This window comes from Acidovorax sp. CCYZU-2555, assembly GCF_018413525.1.
Taxonomy (GTDB): Bacteria; Pseudomonadota; Gammaproteobacteria; order Burkholderiales; family Burkholderiaceae_C; genus Comamonas.
Genome location: NZ_JAHCDD010000037.1, coordinates 1 through 22772, shown reverse-complemented (window position 1 = coordinate 22772; position 22772 = coordinate 1). Strand labels below are relative to the sequence as shown.

Below are 22772 nucleotides of genomic sequence, written 5' to 3'. Positions count from 1 at the left end.
CACCATGCCCCGTTCCACCATCGCCCATTTTTCTCGCCCACCGCGCCGCAGCGTGCTGTGCGCCGCTGCGGCACTGCTGAGCCTGGCTGCCGGCCCCTTGGCGGCGCAGGAGGCTTTCCCGTCCAAGCCCATCCGTTTCATCGTGCCCTATGCGGCGGGCGGAACGACCGATCTGGTGGCGCGCACCGTGGGTGCACGCATGGCGCAGACGCTGGGCCAGCCGGTGATCATTGAAAACCGCGCTGGCGCGGGCGGCAACATCGGCATGGATGCGGTCGCCAAGTCGGCGCCGGACGGCTACACCGTGGGCATGGGTGCGATTTCGACCAATGCGCTGAATCCGCACATCTACAAGAAGATGCCTTTCGATCCGCGCAAGGATTTCACCGCGATAGGCCAGCTGGGCAACTCGACCATCGTGCTCGAAGTGGGCGCCGCCCTGCCCGTGAAGAACGTCGACGAGCTGCTGGCCCATGTGCGCAAGAATCCCGGCCTGCCTTACGCCACGGCCGGCGCCGGCACCTCGATGCACCTCGCCGGCGTGTTGTTCGCCCAGATCAGCAAGACCGACTGGGTGCATGTGCCCTACAAAGGCAGCGCACCGCTGATCACCGACCTGATCGGCGGCCAGGTGCCGGTCGCGTTCGACAACCTGCCGGCCTCGCTGCCGCACATCCAGTCCGGCAAGCTGCGCGCTCTGGCCGTGGCCGGCGCGCAGCGCTCGCCCGCGCTGCCCGACGTGCCCACCCTCGCCGAAGCCGGTCTGAAGGATTACGCTGTGGAGCCCTGGTTCGGCGTCTACGGCCCAGCCGGCCTGCCGGCCGCCGTGGCCCAGCGCCTGAGCAAGGCCCTGGAAGACGCGCTGGCCGAGCCTGCCGTGAAGGACAAGCTGCTGGCCGCAGGCTTCACGCCGCGCAGTTCGACCGCGGCCGAATTCGATGCGTTGACCAAGCGCGAGTACGAGCGCCTGGGCAAGGTCGCTCGCAGCGCGAACATGAGCAACGAGTGAACCGCCAGGAAGCTGCCACCATGCCTCTCGCACCCGATACCACCCACGACATACAGCTGCGCAGCTGGGTCGCCAGCGCCAACCAGCCCGGCTGCGACTTTCCTATCCAGAACCTGCCGTTCGGCCGCTTTCGCGTGGCGGGCAGCGGCCAGGCGCTGCGCATCGGCGTCGCCATCGGCGACCAGATACTCGACCTGCAGGCCGCCGGTCTGGTCGACGGCGGCGACATGAACGCGCTGATGGCCGCCGCGGCGGCCGAGCGCCAGGCGCTGCGCCACACGCTCTCGCAGGGGCTGCGCGAAGGCAGCGCGCAGCAGGCCGCATGGTCCAAGGCGCTGGTGGCCCAGGCCCAGGCCGAAATGGCCCTGCCCTGCCGCATAGGCGACTACACCGATTTCTACACCAGCGTGCACCACGCCACCAACGTGGGCCGGCAGTTTCGCCCCGACAACCCGCTGCTGCCCAACTACAAATGGGTGCCCATCGGCTACCACGGCCGGGCCTCGTCGATAGGCGTCAGCGGCCAAGGCGTCAAGCGCCCGCAGGGCCAGACCATGGCGGCCGATGCGTCGACCCCGGTGCTGGGGCCCTGCAAGCGCCTGGACTACGAGTTGGAGCTGGGTTGGTTCATCGGCCAGGGCAATGACCTGGGCGCGCCGATCGCCATGGGCGCGGCGGAGCAGCACCTGTTTGGCGTGGCGCTGTTCAACGACTGGAGCGCGCGCGACATCCAGGGCTGGGAATACCAGCCGCTGGGACCGTTCCTGTCAAAGAACTTCGCCAGCACGCTGGCGCCCTGGGTCGTGACCATGGAAGCACTGGCGCCGTTTCGCGCGCCCTTTGTGCGCGCCGAAGGCGATCCGCAGCCGCTGCCCTATCTGGACACGCCGGACAACCGCGCGCAAGGCGCATTCACGATCACGCTCGAAGTGCTGCTGCAGACGAGTCGCATGCGCGCCGCCGGCGAACCCGCCGTGCGGCTGTCCTGCACCAACACCGCGCGCGCCGCCTACTGGACGCCCGCGCAGCTGGTCGCACACCACACGGTCAACGGCTGCAATCTGCAGCCCGGCGACCTGCTGGGCTCGGGCACGCTGTCGGGCCCCGAGCCGCACGAGGCCGGCTCGCTGCTGGAGCTGGGCGGCAGCGGCAAGCACCCGGTCACACTGCCCAACGGCGAGCAACGCAGTTTTCTCGAAGACGGCGACACGCTCACGCTGCGCGGCTGGTGCGAACGCGCGGGCGCGGTGCGCATAGGCCTGGGCGAGGTCAGCGGGACGGTGATCGGCTGAAGACCCTGGCCTGCGCCCGTGTCAGGCGCAACTCAATGCGCGTGGTGGATATCGGGCACGGCCGCCATCAGTGCGCGCGTGTACGCATGCTGCGGCGCGTCCAGCACTTCCTGGGCGTCACCCGCTTCCACCAGCCGGCCGCGCTGCATCACGCCGATGTCGTCGCACATATGGCGAATGACGGCGAGGTTGTGGCTGATCAGCAGGTAGGTCAGGCCGAACTCGTCCTGCAGGTCGCGCATCAGATTCAGCACCTGGGCCTGGACCGACACGTCGAGCGCCGAGGTCGGCTCGTCGCAGATGATGAACTCTGGCTGGCTTGCGAGCGCACGCGCGATCGCGATGCGCTGGCGCTGGCCGCCCGAGAACTGGTGCGGGTACTTGCGCGCATCGTCGGGCTTCATGCGCACGCGGCGCAGCGCCTGGGCCACGCGCTCGGCGGTCTCGTTCGGGTCAGTGCTCAGGCCCAGCACTTCGAGCGGCTCGGCGATCAGCCGCTCCACGGTCCAGCGCGGGTTCAGGCTCGCATATGGGTCCTGGAAGATCATCTGGATGCGCCGGCGCAGGTCGGTCTGCGTCTGGAAGCGGTCCTCGCCATCGAACAGCACCTGGCCGCGCGTGGGCACGGTAAGGCCCGCGACCATGCGCGCCACCGTCGATTTGCCCGACCCCGATTCACCGACCAGGCCGAACGTGCTGCCCTGGCGGATCTTGAAACTCACGCCGTCGACCGCCTGCAGCGTGCGCCGCGGCTGGCGCGACACCACGCGCTCGAGCCAGCCCAGCGACAGGTCGAACTCCTTGCCCAGGTCGCGCACTTCGAGCAGGGTCTTGCCGTTGCGCGGACCGGCCTGCGTTACAGGCTCGACCCTAGCGGCCGGGGCGGGTGCGGCGCTGCCGATTTCGGGCACGGGCAGGCGCGTGAGGCGCTCATGCACCGAGGGAATCGCGGCCATCAGCACGCGCGTGTAGGGCTCGGTCGGCCGGTCCAGCACTTCGCGCACCGGGCCGGTTTCCAGCACCCGGCCCTGATACATCACCATGACGCGGTCGGCGGTTTCGGCGATGACGCCCATGTCGTGGGTGATCAGCATGGCCGCGGCTTCGCGTTCGCGGCACACGCGGCGCAGCAGCGCGATGATCTGCGCCTGCACCGAGACGTCGAGCGCCGTGGTCGGCTCGTCGGCAATGATCAGCTGCGGCTCGGCGCACAGCGCCAGCGCAATCGCCACGCGCTGGCGCATGCCGCCCGAGAACTGGTGCGGGTACTGGCCCAGGCGCACGCGCGCTTCGGGAATCTCGACCTCTTCGAGCAGCTCCAGCGCGCGCGCCCTGGCCTGGGCTTCGGTCAGCGGCAAATGGGTGCGAATGGTCTCGACCAGATGCCGGCCCACGGTATAGACCGGGTTGAGGCTGGTCAGCGGGTCCTGGAAAATGGAGCCTATGCGCCGGCCGCGGATGCGGCGCATGGCTTCGCCGCGCAGGCCGTCGATGCGCTCGCCGTTGAGCTCGACCGTGCCGCTGGAGATGCGGCCCGGCGGATCGATCAGCCCGATCACGGCCGCGCCGGTCATGGACTTGCCCGCGCCCGACTCGCCGACCACGCCGAGAATTTCACCCGCGGCGATCTCGAAGTTCACGTCGCTGAGCACTTGCACCGGACCGCGGTAGGTATCGAAGGTCACGCCCAGTTCGCGCACGCGCAGCACCGGGGGGAGTGGGGTGTCGGATGAACTCATTGCAGCTTGGGGTTCAAAGCGTCGCGCAGCCAGTCGCCGACCAGATTGACGGACAGTGCCAAGGCCAGCAGCACCAGCGAGGGGAACAGCAGAATCCACCATTCACCCGAGAACAGAAAGCTCTGACCGATGCGTATCAGCGTGCCCAGCGAAGGCTGGGTCGGCGGCAGGCCCACGCCCAGATACGACAGCGTGGACTCGGCGACGATCGCATGCGCGAAGCTGATGGCGGCAATGACCAGGATGGGAGCGAGCAGATTGGGCAGGATATGCCGGCCCAGGATGGCCGTGCGGCTGCGACCGATCAGCTGCGCGGCCAGCACATAGTCTTTCTGCTTTTCGACCATGACCGCACCGCGCACCGTGCGTGCGTACTGCACCCAATCGGACAGCGCGATCGCGAGAATGATCACCAGCACAGCGACCTGCTCGCGCACGCCTTCGGGCACGACGCCGCGCACGATGCCCAGGATCAGCATCGCGACCAGGATCACGGGGAAGGTGAGCTGCACATCGGCAATGCGCATCAGCAGCGTGTCGAACCAGCCGCCCGCATAGCCTGCGACCAGGCCCAGCGGCACGCCTATGCACAGCGACAGCAGCACGGCCGAGACACCGACCAGCACCGACATGCGCAGGCCGTAGAGAATGGCCGAGGCCACGTCGCGGCCCTGGTCGTCGGCGCCCAGCGCGTAGAACGCGCCATGGCCGCCTTCGGACCAGGGCGGCAGGAAGGCGTCGTTCAATTCGAGACTGGCCGAATCGAACGGGTTCTGCCAGGCAAGCCAGGGCGCGAACAGCGTGGCCAGCACGATCAGCAGCAGCACCGCGGACGCGACCTGGACGGTGCGCGAGCGCGCGAACGCACGCTTCACGGGCGAATCGCTCTGGCGCCAGCCGCGCCGGGCCGGCGCGGGGTTTTGAATCACATCGGACATGGTGGATTTCCCTTGTTATCGGCGGCGCAGGCGCGGGTCCACGGCCAGGTAGAGGAAGTCGACCAGCAGGTTGATCACCACATACAGCAGCGCGATGAACATCAGATAGGCGGCGATCAATGGCACATCGACGCCCTGGATGGACGAGATGAACAGCAGGCCCACGCCCGGCCACTGGAACACGGTTTCGGTCACGATGGAAAACGCGATCAGCGTGCCGATCTGCAGGCCGGCAATGGTGATCACAGGAATCAGCGTGTTGCGCAGCGCATGGCCGAAGTACAGGTCTTTCTCGCGCAGGCCGCGCGCGCGGCCGAAGCGTATGTAGTCGGAGCGCAGCACTTCGAGCATTTCGGCGCGCACCAGGCGCATGATCAGCGTCATGTTGTAGAAGCCCAGCGTGATCGCCGGCAGGATGATCGCGCTCCAGCCCGAGGCCGTGAGCAGGCCGGTTTCCCAGCCGCCCACCTTGACCGTGGTGCCGCGGCCGAACGACGGCAGCCAGCGCAACTCGACCGCGAACAGGTAGATCAGGCCTATGCCGATGAGGAACGTGGGCAGCGACACGCCGACCAGCGACCCGGTCATGACCGCGCGGCTGAGCCAGCCTTCGCTTCTCAAGGCCGTGTAGACGCCCAGCACCACGCCCAGCACCAGCGCGCCCAGCGAGGCCATCAGCGCCAGCTCCAGCGTCGCGGGCAGGCGCTCGGTGATGACGGCGCTGACCGGCCGCTTGAGGCGGTAGGAAATGCCCAGGTCACCCTGCACCACCTTGCCCACGTAGTTGAGGTATTGCAGCGGCACGGGCTTGTCGAAGCCCAGCTCGGTGTTCAGCGCCGCGCGTTCCTCGAGCGTCGCATCCTCGCCCAGCAGGCTGATCGTCGGATCGCCGATATGGCGGAACACCATGAAGGCGATGAGGGAGACAGCGAGCAGCACCAGGGCCGACTGGCCCAGGCGCCGCAACAGATAGGCGAGCATGTTGGCCTCACTTCGCGCCGAGCTTCACGTCCTTGAAGAGCACGGCGTTGTCCGGGTGAACGGGAACGTCGATGCGCTTGATCGAGGCGAAATGGATCACCTGATCATGCAAAGGAATGTAGAAACGCTCCTTTTGCACCACGTCCCAGATGCGCTGCGTGATCTGGTCGCGCTTGGCCTTGTCGGCCTCGGAAGCCAGCGCGACGATGTCGGTGTCTACGGCCGCGTTGCTGAAGCCCGTGGCGTTGGTCGGGCCGCGCCCATCCTTGCCGCGCGTGTGCACCAGGAAGTCGAAGATATAGGCCGAGTCATAGGTGGGCACGCCCCAGCCATAGAGGTAGAAGTCGATGTCGGCGCCATTGATGGCCACGCTCTGCTGCGCGATGGGACGCGCCACGACGGAGGTCTTGATGCCCACGCGGCCCAGGAAGCCCGCGATCGCGGTGCTGATCGCTTCGTCGTTGACGTAGCGGTCGTTGGATGTGTGCAGCGTCAGGTCGAAGCCGTCGGGATAGCCGGCTTCGGCCAGCAGCTTCTTGGCCTTGGCGACATCAACCTTGGGATAGGCGGCCATGGCCTTGCTGTAGCCGTTGACGAACGACGGCGCGATCATGCCCGAGGGAATCGACAGCCCGCGCATCACCGAGCGCTTGATCGCGTCGCGATCGATCGCCACGTGAATGGCTTCGCGCACGCGCGGATCGGCCAGCGGGTTCTTGCCCTTGACGCTCGAGTATTTGAGTTCCTTGCCGCCGACATTGAGGCCCAGGAAGATGGAACGGTTTTCGGGGCCTTCGTTGATGCGCAGGCGCTGGTCCTGCTTGAGGCGGGCCACGTCCTGTGCGGGGATGTCCTGGGCGAAATCGACTTCACCCGACAGCAGCGCGGCGACACGCGTGGCCGGCGACTTGATGGGCAGATAGATGAGCTCGGTGATTTGCAGCGGCGCCTGGCCCTTGCCCCAGTACGCGGGGTTGATCTTCATCACGGTGCGTGCGTCCTGCTCGCGGCTCACGAGCTGGTAGGGGCCCGTGCCGTTGGCGTTGCGCGTGGCGAAATTCTCGGTGGAGCTCGCGGGGTCCTGCGTGGTTTCCGCGCCCTTGGACTTGGCCCAGGCCTCGTTCATGATGAACAGGTTGGTGAGGTTGTCGGGGAAGATCAGGTTGGGGCCGTTGGTCTTCACGTGCACGGTGAGGTCATCGATGGCCTTGACTTCGACCATGGAGGCCAGCAGGGACTTGACCTGGGCTGTGGGGCCCTTGGCGCGCTGCAGCGAGAACACCACATCCTTGGCCGTGAACGCTGCGCCGTCATGGAACTTGACGCCGGGGCGCAGCTTGAATTCCCAGACCGTGGGGTCGGCCGTGAGCTTCCACGAGGTGGCCAGCGTGGGCACCAGCTTGCCCTTGGCATCGCGCCCGACCAGGGTCTCGTACATCTGGTGCGACAGCACGAAATTGGTGCCGGTATTGAACGAATGCGGATCGAGCGTGGTCGGGTCGGAAGCACGCGCCCAACGCACCGTTTCGGCCTGAGCGCCACTCACGGTCAGCAGGCCTGCGGACAGCAGGGATGTAAACAGCAATTTCAGCAGCATCGGGTTTCCTCAACAAACGAAGTGGACAGGCTGCGCCGCGCACGGCCTTCCATTCGGCTGTCGCGTTCGCGCAATACACAGATGCAAGATCCAGGCCTACGCTCTGTGTGAAAACCATCTTGACGGCACAGCAAGCGACAAACAAGGGGGAAAACATCAGGCGCAGGCGATTAACGGGCTTCGAATTTCACATCCTTGAAATGCACTTCGTTTTCGGGATGCACAGGAATATTGAGCCGACGCACGGAAGCGAAATGCACCATCTGATCGTGCAGCGGAATGTAGAAACGCTCTTTCTGCACCACGTCCCAGACGCGCTGTATGGCGGCGTCGCGTCTGGTCTTGTCGGACTCGGAAGCGAGCGCGGCGATGTCGGCATCGACTGCCGCATTGCTGAAGCCCGTGGCATTGGTCGGCCCGCGCCCGTCCTTGCCGCGCGTGTAGACCAGGAAGTCGAAGATGTAGGCCGAGTCATAGGTCGGCACGCCCCAGCCGAACAGATAGAAGTCGGCGTCGGCGTTGTTGATCGCCACGCTGTGCTGGGCGATGGGCCGCGCGACCACGGTGGTCTTGATGCCCACGCGGCCGAGAAAGCCCGCGATCGCGGTGCTGATGGCTTCGTCGTTCACATAGCGGTCATTGGTCGAATGCAGCGTGAGATCGAAGCCCTGGGCATAGCCGGCATCGGCGAGCAGCTTCCTGGCCTTGGGCACATCGACCTTGGGATAGGCGGCCATGGCCTTGGTGTAGCCATGCACGAACGGCGGCGCGATGATGCCCGAGGGAATCGACAGGCCGCGCATCACCGAGCGCTTGATCGCGTCGCGGTCTATCGCCAGGTGCATGGCTTCGCGCACGCGCGGGTCGGCCAGCGGGTTCCTGCCCTTGAGGCTAGAGTACTTGAGCTCCTTGCCGCCGACGTTGAGGCCCAGAAAGATGGAGCGGTTCTCCGGCCCTTCGCTGATGCGCAGCCGCGGGTCCAGCTTGAGCCGCGCCACGTCCTGCGCGGGAACGTCCTGGGCGAAATCGACTTCGCCCGAAAGCAGCGCCGCGATGCGCGTGGCCGGCGACTTGATGGGCAGATAGATCAGCTCGGTCACCTGCAGCGGTGCCTGGCCCCGGCCCCAGTATTGGGGATGGAGCTTCATCACGGTGCGCGCATCGAGCTCGCGGCTGGCGAGCTGGTAGGGGCCCGTGCCGTTGACGTTGCGCGTGGCGAAGTTCTCCGTGCTGCTGGCCGCATCCTGCGTGGTCTGCGCATTCTTGGCCTTGGCCCAGGCCGCGCTCATGATGAACAGGTTGGTGAGGTTGTTGGGAAAGATCAGATTGGGGCCGCTGGTCCTGACCTGCACCGTGAGGCCGTCTACGGCCCTGGCCTCGACCATGGACGACAGCAGCGACTTGACCTGTGCCGTGGGGCCCTTGGCGCGGTTCAGCGAGAACACCACGTCCTTGGCGGTCAATGTCGAGCCATCATGGAACTTGACGTTGGGCCGCAGCTTGAACTCCCAGACCGTGGGGTCGGCGGTCATATGCCAGGACAGCGCCAGCGAAGGCACAAGACTGCCCTTGGCGTCGCGGTTGACCAGCGTTTCGTACATCTGGTGCAGCAGCGTGAAGTTGGTGCCGACGTTGAACGCATGCGGATCGAGCGACGTGGGATCGGAGGCGCGCGCCCAGCGCAGTGTCTCGGCCTGGGCCGCTGCCGCGGTGAGCAGGCCCGCGGCCAGAAGCGATGGGAGCAGTAGTTTGCGCAGCATGGCGATCTCCTTGGCGAAGAGTGGCAACGATGGACGTCCTGCCGACAATCTTGGCGGGCGGCGCGGCCGCGCGAAAGGATGAATCCATCCCATGACCTGTCAGCCGCGGCCAAACACCCATGCGCGCCAATCGCTTGCGCGGCGCTGCGACCCTTCGCCTGCCCTGCCGAGCCAGTTGCCGCACAATCGACAGTTGCCTTTGTCATTGCCCACTCGATTGTTCCGCCGCATGCAAGCCACCCGCATCATCGCCATCCGCCACGGAGAAACCGCCTGGAACGCCACGGCGCGCCTGCAAGGCCACCAGGACATTCCGCTCAACGAACTGGGCCTGTGGCAGGCCGCACAGGCCGCGCAGGCACTGGTCGACGAGCCCGTGGCCCAGATCTACAGCAGCGACCTGCAGCGCGCCTACCAGACCGCGCAGGCCGTGGCCGGCGTCACCGGCGCGCCGCTCGCGGCCGAACCCGGTCTGCGCGAGCGCAGCTTCGGCATCTATGAAGGCCGCACGTTCGCCGAACTCGAAGCCGAGCTGCCAGAAGTCGCGCGCCGCTGGCGCCAGCGCGAGCCCGAGTTCACGCCCGATGGCGGCGAGTCGCTGATCATGCTGCGCGACCGCGTACGCGCCACCGTCGAACGCCTGGCCGCGCGCCATGCGGGCGAGCTGATCGTGCTGACGGCCCACGGCGGCGTGCTCGACACGCTTTACCGCCTGGCCACCGGCCAGGAACTGCAGGCGCCGCGCACCTTCGCGCTGGGCAATGCGGCGATCAACCGGCTGCTGTGGACGCCGCAAGGCCTGGGACTTGTCGGTTGGGCCGACACCAGCCACCTTGAAAATACCGCGCGCGACGAGATATGTTGACTGCGGCCTGCCGCTTCTTTTCCTGACGAAAGCCCCAAGACCATGCGACTGCTTCTTGCCCTGCTGCTGCCCTTTTCCGTGTTCTTCACCATAGGCCGGCCGTTCTCCGGCCTGTTCTGCCTGGTGCTGCAGATCACGCTGATCGGCTGGATTCCGGCCGCGATCTGGGCGGTCTATGCGCTGAGCCAATACAAGACCGATCAGAAGATCGAGAAGATGCTCAAACAGCGCAATTGAGGGCCCGGTGATGGCCCGCGGCGGCGCGCCGTGGGGTCGAATTTTTGTTACAGCTTGAACTTTCTTGCAGAATGTTGCTCAGAGAACCTTCTCAGCAACCTGCAAAACCATGCCTGACAAACCTGCCCCCGCGGCAAACGACGACTTAAAACCGGCCTCCATTCCAGCGCAAAGTGGAGGCCGTCATGATTGAGTTATTCAGCGACCCCACCATCTGGGTCGGCCTCCTGACACTGGTCATTCTCGAGATTGTCCTGGGCATAGACAACCTCATCTTCATCGCGATTCTTTCCGAGAAGCTTCCCCCGCATCAGCGCGACAAGGCCCGCATCATCGGCCTGAGCCTGGCGTTGTTCATGCGCCTGGGACTGCTCACGGTCATCTCCTGGATCGCCACGCTCACCACCCCGCTGATCAATCTGGGCCCGCTGTCGCTTTCGGGCAGGGACCTGATCCTGCTCATAGGCGGACTGTTCCTGATCTTCAAGGCCACGACCGAGCTGCATGAACGCATGGAAGGCGTGACGCATTCCTCGAATTCGGGCCGGGCCTACTCGAGCTTCTTCGCGGTCGTGACCCAGATCGTGATTCTCGACGCGGTGTTCTCGCTGGACGCGGTGATCACGGCCGTAGGCATGGTCGACGAACTGCCGGTCATGATGGCCGCGGTGGTCATCTCGATAGGCATCATGCTGGTCGCGTCCAAGCCGCTCACACGCTTCGTGAACCAGCATCCCACGGTCATCGTGCTGTGCCTGAGCTTCCTGCTGATGATCGGCTTCAGCCTGGTCGCCGAAGGCCTGGGCTTCGATGTGCCCAAGGGCTATCTGTATGCGGCCATTGGCTTCTCCATCCTGATCGAGGTCTTCAACCAGATCTCGTCGCGCAATGCGAAGGCGCAGGAGCTGCGCATTCCGCTGCGCGAGCGCGCGGCCAACAAGGTGCTGTCGCTGATGTCGGGCACGCGTGCAGGCACGGCGCATGAAACGCAGAGCGCCGACCAGGCGGCCCAGCTGCCGGCCTTCGCGCCCGAAGAACGCATCATGGTCTCGGGCGTGCTGTCGCTGGCCGAGCGCAAGGTGCGCTCGATCATGACGCCCATGTCCGAAGTCGACTGGGTCGATCTCAACGGCGACGTAGAAGCCATCAAGGAGTCGCTGGGCGACAACCCGCACAGCTATCTTCCGGTCTGCAAGGAGAGCATCGATGCGCTGGCCGGCGTGGCGCGCGCCAAGGACATGCTGCGCGATTTGATGCAGTTCGGCGCCATCCAGCCGACGACCATCAAGCGCCCGCTGTTCGTGCAGGAAAGCACGGGCGTGATTGCGCTGATCGCCGACCTGCGCACTTCCAAGGGGCGCATGATCATCGTCAAGAACGAGTTCAATGTGATGTGCGGCGTGGTCACGCCCATCGACGTGCTCGAAGCCATCGCGGGCGAATTCCCCGACGAGGACGAAACTTTCACCATCCAGAAATCGCCCGACCGCGAGAACCTCTGGATCGCCAGCGGCGCCACCGACGTGCACCTGGTGCAGCAGCTGCTCGACACGCAGCAGCTCATCAACTCGAACGATTTCTACGCCACGCTCGGCGGCCTGCTGACCGAGCACCATGGCGCGGTGCCGGCCAAGGGCACGGAGATCGACATCGGCGACTGGCGCTTCACCGTGCTCGAGAACGACGACGACGTGCTGCGCAAGGTGAGCATCGAGAGAATCCTGCCTCAACAGCATTGACCGCAATGCCATGCCGACACCTTCGGCATGGCATTTTTTTATGAACAAGATATTCCTTCTGTGCGGTGCACTGGCGTTGTCCACGCTCACCGCCTGCTCCGAATTTCGCGAGCGCCTGGTGGACGGCTACCCGACCGAGGACGTGGTCATAGACACCCGCACCGCATCGCCCAACGAACTCGCCGACGCGCTCAACCAGATCGCCAAGCTGTCGCTGATAGGCGACGACTGGGAATTCGAGAATGAGAAAGACCGCTGCACCATCACCGTGGTCGAAGGCGATACGCGCCACGCGCGCACGCTGAGCCTCAAGGAGGCGACGTTCACGATACGCCGCGACAAGGACAGCGGAAAGTACTACGCGACGCTCAAGAACAGCGGCCAGGTGCGGCTGGAGCACGACGGCAGCGCCCTGCGCCTGTTCGAGACCGACTCCTACCATGGGCTCTCGATCGCCGAAAGCTATCTGATGGCGCTGGCGCACAAGTGCACGGCGAGCCTGCAGCCCGCGGCCTGAGGCGTCACGGCTCGGGCACCCAGCCCCCGGGCGTGCGCACCATCAACGGCGCGTCCAGCGCGCCCAGCACCGGAATCGGCCGGCCGTCGACATGGCGCAGCCGCTCGCGCCAGCGCGTGCCCTGGCGCATCGCCACCGCAATCGCCACCACCTGCGCGCCGCAGCGCGCGAGCAGCCGCACGCCCGAAAGCATGGTCGCACCCGTGCTCACGGTGTCGTCGACCACCAGCACGCGCCGGCCTTCGAGCAGGCTGATCTGGTGCGGATCGAGATACAGCCGCTTGTCCTGGCTGGGCGACGTGATGGAACGCACCGGTTCGGACAACGCGTCGCGGTACCAGTACTTGCGCGAAAAACCCAGCGGAATGAAGCGCGCATGGCCCAGGCCGTGGGTCACGGCGGGCGCGAACGACAGGCCCAGCGTCGGCAGTCCGACCACGGCGTCGAACGCATAGCCGCGCGCCTGCTCGACCATGGACTGGGCCAGCGTCTGCACCACCTCCAGCGCGGCCTGGTTCGCGACCAGCGAGGCCATGCAGCGCGCGGCATCGTTCGGCAGCGCGCGCAGCGGCAGCAGCAGATAGCGGCCGTCGCGCAGCCGTGCGGGGTAGCAGCGCTGATAGGGCGGAGCCGTGGGCTGCGTCAGCTCCTCGGGCTCGACAATGCGCTGCCAATAGCCGCTGGTGGCGTCGAAGCCCTGCGTATCGATTGCGGAAACTGCCTGCGAACGGAAATCCACCATGTTCAGCCTCGCATGCCGGACGTCCCGGCGGCGCGCAGATCATAGCCAGCGCGGCACGCGCGCCGCCGGCCCGGCCCTGCGGCCGACCCAGGCATTGCGCGCGGCTCAGGCCGCCAGCGGACTGGTGCCCAGCGGCGAGCCGTCTGCGGCCAGCGTCTCGCCCTTGCGCGCGGTGATCAGGCCATAGCACTCGGGGTGGCGGTGCAGGTCGAAGTTGAACGTGGTGCGCTTGTAGACCGCGCAGAAATCGAGGTCGCAGCGCCCGACCACGACTTCATCGTCCTTGGTGATGCAGCGCGTGACGACTTCGCCCGAAGGCGCGACCAGCAGGCTGCCCGCGATGCTTTCGACGCCCTCCTCCAGCCCGCCCTTGGCGACGCTCGCGACCCAGCAGCCGTTCTGGTAGGCGCCGGCCTGCACCGCGAGCTGGTTGTGGAACAGCGACAGGTCGTCGTGCTGCGGCGCGGGCGCGTTGTGCACCGGCGTGTTGTAGCCGATGAACACCATCTCCGCGCCCTGCAGCGCCATCACGCGATAGCTTTCGGCCCAGCGCCTGTCGTTGCACAGCGACATGCCGATGGTGCCGCCGAACGCCTGGTGCACGTCGAACGACTTGCCGGGCGTGAAATAGCGCTTCTCGAGGTGCTGGAACTTGCGCCAGGGCTCGTGCTCGAAATGGCCGGGCACATGGATCTTGCGGTACTTGCCGACGATGCCGCCGCTGCGGTCGACCAGGATGGCGCTGTTGTAGCGCATGCGCTGGCCGTTTTCTTCGGCCAGCTCGGCATAGCCCAGATAAAAGCCCACGCCGAGTTCGCGTGACAGCTCGAACAGCGCCAGCGTTTCCCGGCTGGGCATGGAGCGCTCGAAGTAGCTGTCGATCTCGGCGTCGTTCTCGATGTACCAGCGCGGGAAGAACGTGGTCAGCGCGAGTTCGGGGTAGACGATCACATGCGCGCCCAGGCTGTGCGCCTCGCGCATCATGGCGCACAGGCGCGCGACCACGGCCGCGCGGGAGTCGGCGCGCTGCACCGGGCCCAGCTGGCCCAGGGCGACATTGACGATTCGGGACATCCTTGAATTCCTTGAAAACGGTTGCGTGTCAGTTCGCGCGGTCTGCGCGTGCTATCAGTACCTGCAGCAGCACATTCGCGCCCTGCACCAGTTGTTCGGGCGCGGTGAATTCGCGCACGTTGTGGCTCTGGCCGTCGCGGCTGGGAACGAACACCATGGCCGTGGGGCACACGCGCGCCAGCATCTGCGCGTCATGGCCCGCGCCGCTGGGCAGGCGCAGCGTCGACAGGCCTTGCGCCTGGGCCGCGCGTTCCACGCTGTCGACCAGCGCGGCATCGAAGTCCACGGGCGCGAAATCGGCCAGCGGTCGGTGGCTCAGCTGCACGCCATGCTCGGCCGCGATGCGCTGCGCGCCGGCCAGCAGTTCGGCCTGGGCCTGGCGCAGCAGCGCGCCGTCGGTGTTGCGCAGATCGACCGTCATCAGCGCGCTCTGGGCGATCACATTGACGAGATTGGGCTGCAGCGTGAGCGCGCCCACGGTCGCCAGCTGGCGCCCGGCGTAGCGCTGGCTCAGTTCGTGCGCCATGGCCGCGACGCGCGCCGCGGCCACGCCCGCGTCCTGGCGCAAGGCCATGGGCGTGGTGCCGGCATGGTTGCTGCGGCCGGCGAACGTGAGTTCGGTCCAGCAGATGCCTTGCACGCCTTCGACCACGCCGATCGCAATGCCTTCGCGGTCCAGCACCGGACCCTGCTCGATATGCAGTTCGACAAAGCTGTCGACGCGCGGACTGCCCACGGGCGTGCGGCCCGCGTAGCCTATGCGCGCGAGTTCGTCGCCCAGCAGCGCGCCGTTGTCGACGGCGCGCTGGGCCAGCGCGTCTTGCAGCGGCATTCCGCCCACATGCACCAGGCTGCCCAGCATGTCGGGCTGAAAGCGCGCGCCTTCCTCGTTGGTGAAGAACGCGACCTGCAGCGGGCGGCGCGTGCGCCGGCCCGCGGCGCGCAGCGTGGCCACGACTTCGAGGCCGGCGAGCACGCCGTAGTTGCCGTCGTAGAGACCGCCGGTGCGCACGGTGTCGATATGACTGCCGGTGGCGACGGGCGGCAGATCTTCGCGGCCCGCATAGGTGGCGAACACGTTGCCGATGGCGTCGATCTCCACGGCCATGTCGAGCGCCTGCATCTGCGCCACGGTCCAGTCGCGCGCCGCGCGGTCGGCGTCGCTCAGCGCCAGCCGGTTGGTGCCGCCGCCGGGCAGCGCGCCGTGCCGGCCCAGCGCTTCAATGCTGGCGAGCAGGCGCGCGCCATCAATGCGCAGATCGGCGCTCATACGGCCTGCGCGCGCGCGGCCACGACGGCAGCGCTTTCGCCCACGAGTTGCGCATAGAGCGCGGGATCGGTCGCGGCTTCGCTGCCGAAGAACAGGATGCGGCTGTCTTCGCCCAGGCCGAGTTGCGCGCGCGCGGCGGGGCTTTGCAGCGCGGCGATCGCCGCGGCCACGCCGGCCACGGCCGATTCGCCGGCGACGATGGCGCGGTCATCGCCCAGCGGATGGGCCAGCAGCCGCATGCAGTCCACGGCCGCGGAGTCGGCAATCGCGCAGAACGCATCCGCACCCTTTTCGAGAATTTCCCAGGCCAGCAGCGAGACTTCGCCGCAGGCCAGGCCCGCCATCAGCGTGTCGAGTTCGCCTTCGACGGCGCGCAGCTCGCCGGCGCGCGCGCTCTCGAGCAGGCAGGCCGCGCGTTCGGGCTCGACCACGATGAACTGCGGGCGCGCAGCGCCGTCGCGCTCCCAGAAGTAGCCGCAGACCGCGGCCGCGAGTCCGCCCACGCCGGCCTGCACGAAGATGTGCGTGGGCCGCTGGCCCATCTGCGCCGCGGCCTCCTGCACCATCAGCTGGTAGCCCTGCATCACGTCGCGCGGAACGTCCATGTAGCCGGGGTAGGAAGTGTCGGAAATCACGAAACGGCCCTGCGCCCTCGCATCGGCAGCGGCGCGCCGCACGGCGTCGTCGTAGTTGCCCGGCGTGCGCACCACCTGGGCGCCGTAGGCGGCGATCGCCTCGGCGCGGCCCTGGCTCACGGTCGCATGCACATAGATCACGCAGGCGCAGCCGAACAGCTGCGCGCCCCAGGCGACCGAGCGGCCATGGTTGCCGTCGGTGGCGCAGGTGACGGTGATGCCCGCGCAGAGCGCGCGCATGTCGGGCTGGCGCAGGTCCTGGGTATCGAGCGTGCGACCCAGGCGTGCGCCCAGCTCGCGGCACAGCAGGCGCGCGACCGCATAGGCGCCGCCCAGCGCCTTGAAGCTGCCCAGGCCGAAGCGCCCGCCTTCGTCCTTGTAGTGCAGCGACTGCACGCCCAGTTCCCGGGCCAGCGCGGGCAACGCGTGCAGCGGCGTGGGCGCATAGCCCTGCCAGGTGGACAGCTCGCGCTCGGCCTGGGCCAGCGCGTCGGCGCCGAGAATCTCGCTGCGGCGCGCGCCATAGGCTTCGTCGCGGCTGCGCTGGGGGTTGGCCGGATTGCGCACCAGCGCCAGCGACATGGAAGGCAGTGACATGGAAATACCTCTGGGGAAAAATCAGTTCGGGGTCTGCAGGTCGCCGAGCGCGGCATGCAGGTGTTCTATGCGCGTGAGCCGCGCCTGGGCGCTGGCGCGCAGGCGCGCGGCCAGCGCGGTGGCGAGAAAGTTCACCAGGCTGATGCCGCAGACATAGGTGTCGAACAGCGGCGTCAGCTCGGGCGGCTGGTGCGCGGCGGCGCGCGCGCAGCGCAGCACCACGTCGGCCTGGGCCGTGGTCTCGAGCCACTCGCCGGGCGCGGCGTCGCTGAGCACCACCAGCGGAATGCCGACCGCGCGCGCCGCGGCCAGCACGCGCGCCAGCTGGGCGCTGCGGCGGCGGAAATCGACGACGAACAGCAGGTCCTTGGCGCCCAGGCCCGCGAGCGCCTCGGCTTCGCGCCCGCCGCCCGTGGCCAGCAGCTGCACATCGGGGCGCACCTGGTCGAACAGCAGGCTCGCGTACTGCGCCGTCACCTGGCTGTGGCGGTAGCCCAGCACGCCGATGCCGCGTGCACGCGCCAGTTGCGCCAGCGCGGCCTGCACGTCTTCATCGCGCAGCTCTTCCGACCAGTCGAGCAGCCGCTGCGCGTCGCGCCGCGCATGGGCCTGCAGGCCATCGTCACCAGGCTGGGCCGGCGCCTGGGCCAGGCGCGCGAGCGGCGAATGCCCGGTGGCGCGCGAACGCACCTGCAGGCGAAATTCATCGAAGCCCGCGTAGCCCAGCCGGCGAAAGAAACGCGCGGCGCTCGACTTCGAGGTATCGGCCAGCGCGGCAAGTTCTGTCGCCGAATAGCCGCGCAGATCCTGCTGGCGCGCCAGCACCACATCGGCGAGCTTGCGCTCGGCCGCCGACAGGTCTGCATAGACCTCGCGAATGCGTGCGTCGAGCGGTATCGCTGATTGCTCTTCCATCGTATTGCTCCATTCAAGTGCGGCGCGCACCAACTCGGGGCTGGTGCGCACCGCTGTGAAATTTTTGTTCCAACTATTCAAATAAAAGAAACCAAAGTTTCATATGGCACGGTCTTGCCAAGCAAGAGCAATGCCTGAAATCGGCGCAACAGCCCGTTCCCCCCTCTGGAAACGGGTTCGCACGCTGGAAAAATGTGCAGCGGCGATCGTTTGGCTGGCATGCTTGTTTCAAGCTGGCACGCATCCTGCTCAGACCTTGGCGCATTCACTTCTTTTCACCAAAGGTCCTGCGCCATGAAGTTCAAAGTCTGTACCGCTGTGTCGGGTCTGGTCGCCGCTGCCGCGCTGTCGTTTTCCGTAGGCGCGCATGCCGACGATTCGCTCAAGGCCGTGATGGCCAAGAAAAGCATTGCGCTGGGCATTCCCACCGACTACCCGCCGTATGGCTACATGGGCGCCGACTTCAAGCCCACGGGCGTCGATGTCGCCGTGGCCCAGCTCATCGCCGACAAGCTGGGCGTCAAGGCCGAGTTCATTCCCGTGAGCACGCCCAACCGCATTCCCTACCTGCAGGCCAAGAAGATCGACCTGATCGTCTCGGCGCTGGGCAAGAATGAGGAGCGCGCCAAGGTGATCGACTTCACCGTGTCGTATGCACCGTTCTTCCAGGCCGTGTTCGGCCCCAAGGATGTGGCGATCAAGTCGTTCGACGACCTGGGCGGCAAGACGCTGGCCGTGACGCGCGGCACCATCCAGGACGACGCGCTGCAGGGCCTGGCGCCCAAGACGCTCAAGATCCAGCGCTTCGAAGACGACAACGCGACCATGGCCGCGTTCATGTCGCAGCAGACCCAGTTCGTCGCCATCGGCGCGGCCGTCGCCGCCGCGGCGCTGCAGAAGAACCCCAAGGTCCAGGCCGAATACAAGCTGCTGATCAAGGACTCGCCCAACTACATAGGCGTGCGCAAGGGCGAGACCGCGCTGCTGACGCAGGTCAACGCCATCCTGCGCACCGCCAAGACCGATGGAACCATCGAAGGCTATTCGCAGAAGTGGCTGGGACGCGGCATGGGCAACCTCCCGGACTGATCTTCCTGAGACTTGGTCCGCGCCGCATCTGTTCATCCTTCGACAGGACGAACGGCTGACGGCGCTCCAGCTGCCTGACTTTTTCCTGTTTCCACGGATGCGCCCATGACAATGGATTTCGCCACGGTGCTGGCCCAATGGCCTATGTTCCTCAAGGGCCTGGCGCTCACGGCCCTGCTCACCGCGGTGGCCACGCCGCTGGGCGTGGCGCTGGGCGTGGCCTGCGCCTGGATGCGCCTGAACGCCGGCCCCACGCTGCGCTTTGCCGTCGGCGCCTATGTGGAAGTGTTCCGCAACACGCCGTTCATCATCCAGCTGTTCTTTCTGTTCTTCGGCCTGCCTTCGCTGGGCCTGCGGCTGTCGCCCGAGACCGCGAGCATTCTGGCGATGACGCTGAACCTGGGCGCCTACGCCTGCGAGCAGGTGCGCGCGGGCATACAGGCCACGCCGCGCGGTCAGATCGAGGCCGCGCAAACCCTGGCGCTGGACCGCTGGCAGATCTTCACACGCGTGGTGCTGCCGCCTTCGCTGGGCCGCGTCTGGCCCGCGCTCACGGGCCAGATCATCCTGGTGATGCTGGGCTCGGCCGTGTGCAGCCAGATTTCCACCGAAGAAATTTCCTATGCGGCCAATCTGATCTCGAGCCGCACGTTCCGCAGCTTCGAAGCCTACATCGTCGTCACGCTGATCTATCTCGGCCTGGCCGTGCTGCTGCGCCAGTTGCTGAACTGGTTCGGCCCGCGTTTCGTTTTTGGCCGCCGCCGCTGAAGGACCACCATGGTTGAATTCACTTTCTGGGATATCGCCCGCCATCTGCTCATGGCCTTGCGCTGGACCGTGGGCCTGTCGCTGATCGCCTTTGCCTGCGGCAGCGTGCTGGCGCTGGCGCTGCTGGTGCTGCGCCTGAGCAAGCTGCCCGGCGCGGTGCGCGTCGTCGCCTGCTTCGTGCAGATCTTCCAGGGCACGCCGCTGCTGATGCAGCTGTTCCTGATCTACTTCGGCCTGGCGATGCTGGGCGTGGACACCTCGCCGCTGCTGGCCGCGAGCGTGTGCCTCACGCTCTACGCGAGCGCCTATCTCTGCGACATCTGGCGCGGCTGCGTCGAGTCGGTTCCCAAGGGCCAATGGGAAGCGTCGGCCAGCCTCGCGCTGAGTTTCGGCGAACAGCTGCGCCATGTGATCCTGCCCCAGGCGATGCGCCTGGGCATCGCGCCCACGGCCGGCTTCATGGTGCAGATCATCAAGGGCACGGCGCTGACCAGCGTGATCGGCTTTGTCGAAGTCACCAAGGCCGGCCAGTTGATCGCCAACGCCACCTTCGAGCCTTTCCTGATCTACGGCTGCGTGGCGCTGATGTACTTCGCGCTGTGCTTTCCGCTGTCGCTGTGGAGCCAGCGCCTCGAGCGCCGCCTGCGCCCCGCTTCCTGATTGCCGGCTTTTTTCGGACTTCCGCCATGACCTCTATCGCCAACGCCCTCTTTTCCCCCATCGCCTCGCATACGCCGCTGGTCGACATTCGCGGCCTGCGCAAGCGCTACGGCAGCAACGAAGTGCTCAAGGGCGTGGACCTGCAGATCGCGCGCAGCGAAGTGGTGTCCATCATCGGCAAGAGCGGCTCGGGCAAGAGCACGCTGCTGCGCTGCATCAACGGCCTGGAAGCTTTCCAGGAAGGCACGCTCACGGTGCACGGCCAGCCGCTGCAGTCCGACAACGCGGGCGCGATGCGCGAGCTGCGCAAGAACGTGGGCATGATCTTCCAGAACTTCAATCTGTTCCCTCATCTCACGGTGGGACGCAATGTGATGCTCGCGCCCACGCTGGTCACCAGCCAGCCCAAGGATGTCGCGCGCCAGAACGCCGAGCGCCTGCTGGCGCGCGTGGGCCTGGCCGAGAAGTTCGACGCCATGCCCGACCAGCTTTCGGGCGGCCAGCAGCAGCGCGTGGCGATCGCGCGCGCGCTGGCCATGGACCCCGAAATCCTGCTGTGCGACGAAGTCACCTCGGCGCTGGACCCCGAACTCGTGGGCGAAGTGCTGCAGGTCGTCGAAAGCCTGGCCGACCAGGGCATGACGCTGGTCATGGTCACGCACGAAATGAACTTCGCGCGCAAGGTCAGCGACCGCGTGGTGTTCATGCACCAGGGCAAGGTGCACGAAGTCGGCACGCCCGAAGCACTGTTCGGCGCGCCGCAGACGCCGGAGCTGCAGCAGTTTCTGGGGCGGGGGCATTGAGACCGGCTTGTTGAACACCGGGGCTTCGACCCTTCGACGGGCTCAGGACCCAGCCCGAACGGATTTTTTCGCCGCGCACTGAAAACCCCGTTCGCCCTGAGCTGGCCCAAGGGCGTTTCAGGGCGCGCGCTGTTTTTCAGATATCGATCTGCCGGAAAATTCGTTTCCCCGCAGCAGCCCTGTGCCTAGGATGAACCTCCATTGCGTCGCGTACGCCTACCCTGGAGCATCCGATGAGCGCTGTTTTGCAATCCCCGCCCACGCAACACGTTTCAGCGCGTGATGCCCAAGCGCCCGCAGCGCCCGCCGGCTCGCGCCGCGCCCTGCTGCGCGCCGGCGCCGCCCTGGGCGCCAGCGCGCTCTGGGGCATGCCAGCCTTCGCCCAGCGCGCCAAGCCGCTGCAGGGCACGACGCTCAATGTCGCGCTGTTCAGCACCGCGTACTCCAAGCTGCTGCGGCCCTGGATCGCCGAGTTCGAGGAGAGCACGGGCGCGCGCGTGAACTTCGACACGCCGGGCTTTCCGGTCTACAACCAGCGCACCGACCTCGAACTGTCGACCAAGGGCAGTGCCTACGATGTGGTCAACGTCACGTTCATCTATTCGAGCCGCTGGATCAACTCGGGCTGGCTCACGCCGCTCGACGAGTTCATCGCCAACCGCAATCTCACGCCCGCAGAATTCGACATCAACGACTTTCTCGCCGGCGCGCGCGCGCCCGAGACCGGTGCCGACGGCAAGTTGTATGGCGTGCCATGGACCGCCGAAGTCACGCTGGCCGCGGCCAGCCGCTTCGATGTGCTCAAAAGCGCGGGCCTGGCGTTTCCCGACACGCTGGACGACTTCGGCCGCGCCGTGCAGACCGTGCACCGCAAGGAGCGCGCGGCCGGCTTCGTCACCGACAACCACTACGGCTGGACTTTCCCGCCGTTCCTGCAGGCGTTCGGCGGCGATGTGTTCCGCAAGGCGCCGCACGATCTCTACCCCACGCTGGACACGCCCGAAGCGATTGCCGCGGCCGATTACTTCGCGCGCCTGCTGCGCGATTTCGGGCCCGACGGCGCGGTCTCGTACACCGCCGACCAGTCGCTGCAATCGCTCAAGAGCGGGCGCAGCAACCTGGGCATTCAGGGCCAGATCTATCTGTCGCAGCTCGCCGACAAGGCCAGCAGCAAGGTGGCTGCGACCACGGCCTGGGGCGCGGTGCCGCGCGGGCCGGCCGGGCGCTTTCCGGGCTCGGCCGTGCATGGCCTGGGCATTCCCGTGGGCAGCAAGAACGCGCAGGCCGCGTGGCAGTTCATCGCCTGGGCCACATCGAAACAGATCACGCAGCGCGCCGTCGCCGCGGGGTATGGCTCGCCCACGCGGCGCTCCGACATGCAGTCGGCGGTGTTCAGCGAGCGCCAGCGCGTCAACGGCTACGACATCGCGAAGCTGTCGTCCGAGGCCATCGATCTCGCGGCCAAGCAAGGCCATATGAAGTACCGCACGGTCGCGGTCTATCCGCAGATCGACCAGCAGATCAACAAGGCGATCGAGCTGATCG

21 protein-coding genes are annotated in these 22772 nt (G+C 66.7%); 11 read left to right on the top strand and 10 right to left on the bottom strand.

Features of this window, described 5'->3' with window-relative positions:
* Window positions 1–4: 4 nt before the first annotated feature.
* Both KHY18_RS14210 and fahA read left to right on the top strand, forming a co-directional pair.
* Complete coding sequence (locus tag KHY18_RS14210; RefSeq protein ID WP_213300907.1) at window positions 5–1009, top strand: Bug family tripartite tricarboxylate transporter substrate binding protein; 1005 nt, start codon at window positions 5–7, stop codon at window positions 1007–1009.
* 20 nt (window positions 1010–1029) lie between these two features.
* On the top strand, window positions 1030–2301 hold the full coding sequence (gene fahA / locus KHY18_RS14205) for a fumarylacetoacetase (RefSeq protein ID WP_213300904.1): 1272 nt from the start codon (window positions 1030–1032) through the stop codon (window positions 2299–2301).
* A gap of 32 nt (window positions 2302–2333) precedes the next feature.
* On the opposite strand, the gene KHY18_RS14200 is transcribed toward fahA, so the two are convergent.
* From KHY18_RS14200 to KHY18_RS14180, 5 genes are all read right to left on the bottom strand, one after another.
* Window positions 2334–4040, bottom strand: a complete 1707-nt coding sequence (locus tag KHY18_RS14200) for a dipeptide ABC transporter ATP-binding protein (RefSeq protein WP_213300901.1) — start codon at window positions 4038–4040, stop codon at window positions 2334–2336.
* Window positions 4037–4978, bottom strand: a complete 942-nt coding sequence (locus KHY18_RS14195) for an ABC transporter permease (RefSeq protein WP_213300898.1) — start codon at window positions 4976–4978, stop codon at window positions 4037–4039. The genes KHY18_RS14200 and KHY18_RS14195 overlap by 4 nt, the downstream gene beginning before the upstream one ends.
* A 15-nt stretch (window positions 4979–4993) precedes the next feature.
* The gene (locus KHY18_RS14190) at window positions 4994–5959 is read right to left on the bottom strand and encodes an ABC transporter permease (protein ID WP_213300895.1); all 966 of its coding nucleotides are present in this window, start codon (window positions 5957–5959) and stop codon (window positions 4994–4996) included.
* Between the two features lie 7 nt (window positions 5960–5966).
* Entirely contained in the window at window positions 5967–7556 is a 1590-nt protein-coding gene (locus KHY18_RS14185) for an ABC transporter substrate-binding protein (RefSeq protein ID WP_213300892.1), read from the bottom strand.
* A gap of 170 nt (window positions 7557–7726) precedes the next feature.
* Window positions 7727–9316 (bottom strand): ABC transporter substrate-binding protein, encoded by a 1590-nt coding sequence (locus KHY18_RS14180; RefSeq protein WP_213300890.1) that lies wholly within the window; start codon window positions 9314–9316, stop codon window positions 7727–7729.
* A gap of 229 nt (window positions 9317–9545) precedes the next feature.
* On the opposite strand from KHY18_RS14180, the gene KHY18_RS14175 reads away from it, so the two are divergent.
* From KHY18_RS14175 to KHY18_RS14160, 4 genes are all read left to right on the top strand, one after another.
* Window positions 9546–10181 carry a histidine phosphatase family protein gene (locus KHY18_RS14175; RefSeq protein ID WP_213300886.1) on the top strand — a complete coding sequence of 212 codons (636 nt, stop codon included), beginning with the start codon at window positions 9546–9548 and terminating at the stop codon, window positions 10179–10181.
* Between the two features lie 42 nt (window positions 10182–10223).
* Window positions 10224–10418, top strand: a complete 195-nt coding sequence (locus tag KHY18_RS14170) for a YqaE/Pmp3 family membrane protein (RefSeq protein ID WP_213300883.1) — start codon at window positions 10224–10226, stop codon at window positions 10416–10418.
* Between the two features lie 188 nt (window positions 10419–10606).
* Complete coding sequence (locus KHY18_RS14165) at window positions 10607–12157, top strand: TerC family protein (RefSeq protein WP_213300994.1); 1551 nt, start codon at window positions 10607–10609, stop codon at window positions 12155–12157.
* Between the two features lie 40 nt (window positions 12158–12197).
* Complete coding sequence (locus KHY18_RS14160) at window positions 12198–12674, top strand: hypothetical protein (protein ID WP_213300880.1); 477 nt, start codon at window positions 12198–12200, stop codon at window positions 12672–12674.
* 4 nt (window positions 12675–12678) lie between these two features.
* On the opposite strand, the gene KHY18_RS14155 is transcribed toward KHY18_RS14160, so the two are convergent.
* The 5 genes from KHY18_RS14155 to KHY18_RS14135 all read right to left on the bottom strand — a co-directional run bounded on the left by KHY18_RS14155 (window position 12679) and on the right by KHY18_RS14135 (window position 17907).
* Entirely contained in the window at window positions 12679–13416 is a 738-nt protein-coding gene (locus KHY18_RS14155) for a phosphoribosyltransferase (RefSeq protein WP_213300876.1), read from the bottom strand.
* A 105-nt stretch (window positions 13417–13521) separates the two neighbouring features.
* The gene (locus KHY18_RS14150) at window positions 13522–14490 is read right to left on the bottom strand and encodes an N-carbamoyl-D-amino-acid hydrolase (RefSeq protein ID WP_213300873.1); all 969 of its coding nucleotides are present in this window, start codon (window positions 14488–14490) and stop codon (window positions 13522–13524) included.
* Between the two features lie 28 nt (window positions 14491–14518).
* Complete coding sequence (locus KHY18_RS14145) at window positions 14519–15760, bottom strand: Zn-dependent hydrolase (RefSeq protein WP_213300871.1); 1242 nt, start codon at window positions 15758–15760, stop codon at window positions 14519–14521.
* The gene (locus KHY18_RS14140; protein ID WP_349630295.1) at window positions 15757–16992 is read right to left on the bottom strand and encodes a diaminopropionate ammonia-lyase; all 1236 of its coding nucleotides are present in this window, start codon (window positions 16990–16992) and stop codon (window positions 15757–15759) included. The genes KHY18_RS14145 and KHY18_RS14140 overlap by 4 nt, the downstream gene beginning before the upstream one ends.
* A gap of 21 nt (window positions 16993–17013) precedes the next feature.
* Complete coding sequence (locus tag KHY18_RS14135; RefSeq protein ID WP_213300868.1) at window positions 17014–17907, bottom strand: MurR/RpiR family transcriptional regulator; 894 nt, start codon at window positions 17905–17907, stop codon at window positions 17014–17016.
* A gap of 294 nt (window positions 17908–18201) precedes the next feature.
* Here KHY18_RS14135 and KHY18_RS14130 point away from each other — a divergent pair, with 294 nt between their 5' ends.
* From KHY18_RS14130 to KHY18_RS14110, 5 genes are all read left to right on the top strand, one after another.
* On the top strand, window positions 18202–18996 hold the full coding sequence (locus KHY18_RS14130; protein WP_213300865.1) for a transporter substrate-binding domain-containing protein: 795 nt from the start codon (window positions 18202–18204) through the stop codon (window positions 18994–18996).
* A gap of 105 nt (window positions 18997–19101) precedes the next feature.
* Window positions 19102–19764 (top strand): amino acid ABC transporter permease, encoded by a 663-nt coding sequence (locus KHY18_RS14125; protein ID WP_213300862.1) that lies wholly within the window; start codon window positions 19102–19104, stop codon window positions 19762–19764.
* A 9-nt stretch (window positions 19765–19773) separates the two neighbouring features.
* The gene (locus KHY18_RS14120) at window positions 19774–20424 is read left to right on the top strand and encodes an amino acid ABC transporter permease (protein WP_213300859.1); all 651 of its coding nucleotides are present in this window, start codon (window positions 19774–19776) and stop codon (window positions 20422–20424) included.
* A 26-nt stretch (window positions 20425–20450) separates the two neighbouring features.
* Window positions 20451–21227: an amino acid ABC transporter ATP-binding protein gene (locus KHY18_RS14115; RefSeq protein WP_283771330.1), complete on the top strand. Its 777-nt coding sequence runs from the start codon at window positions 20451–20453 to the stop codon at window positions 21225–21227.
* Window positions 21228–21460: 233 nt separating this feature from the next.
* Window positions 21461–22772 (top strand): ABC transporter substrate-binding protein (locus tag KHY18_RS14110; protein ID WP_213300856.1); only part of this gene is annotated, 1312 nt, incomplete at its 3' end.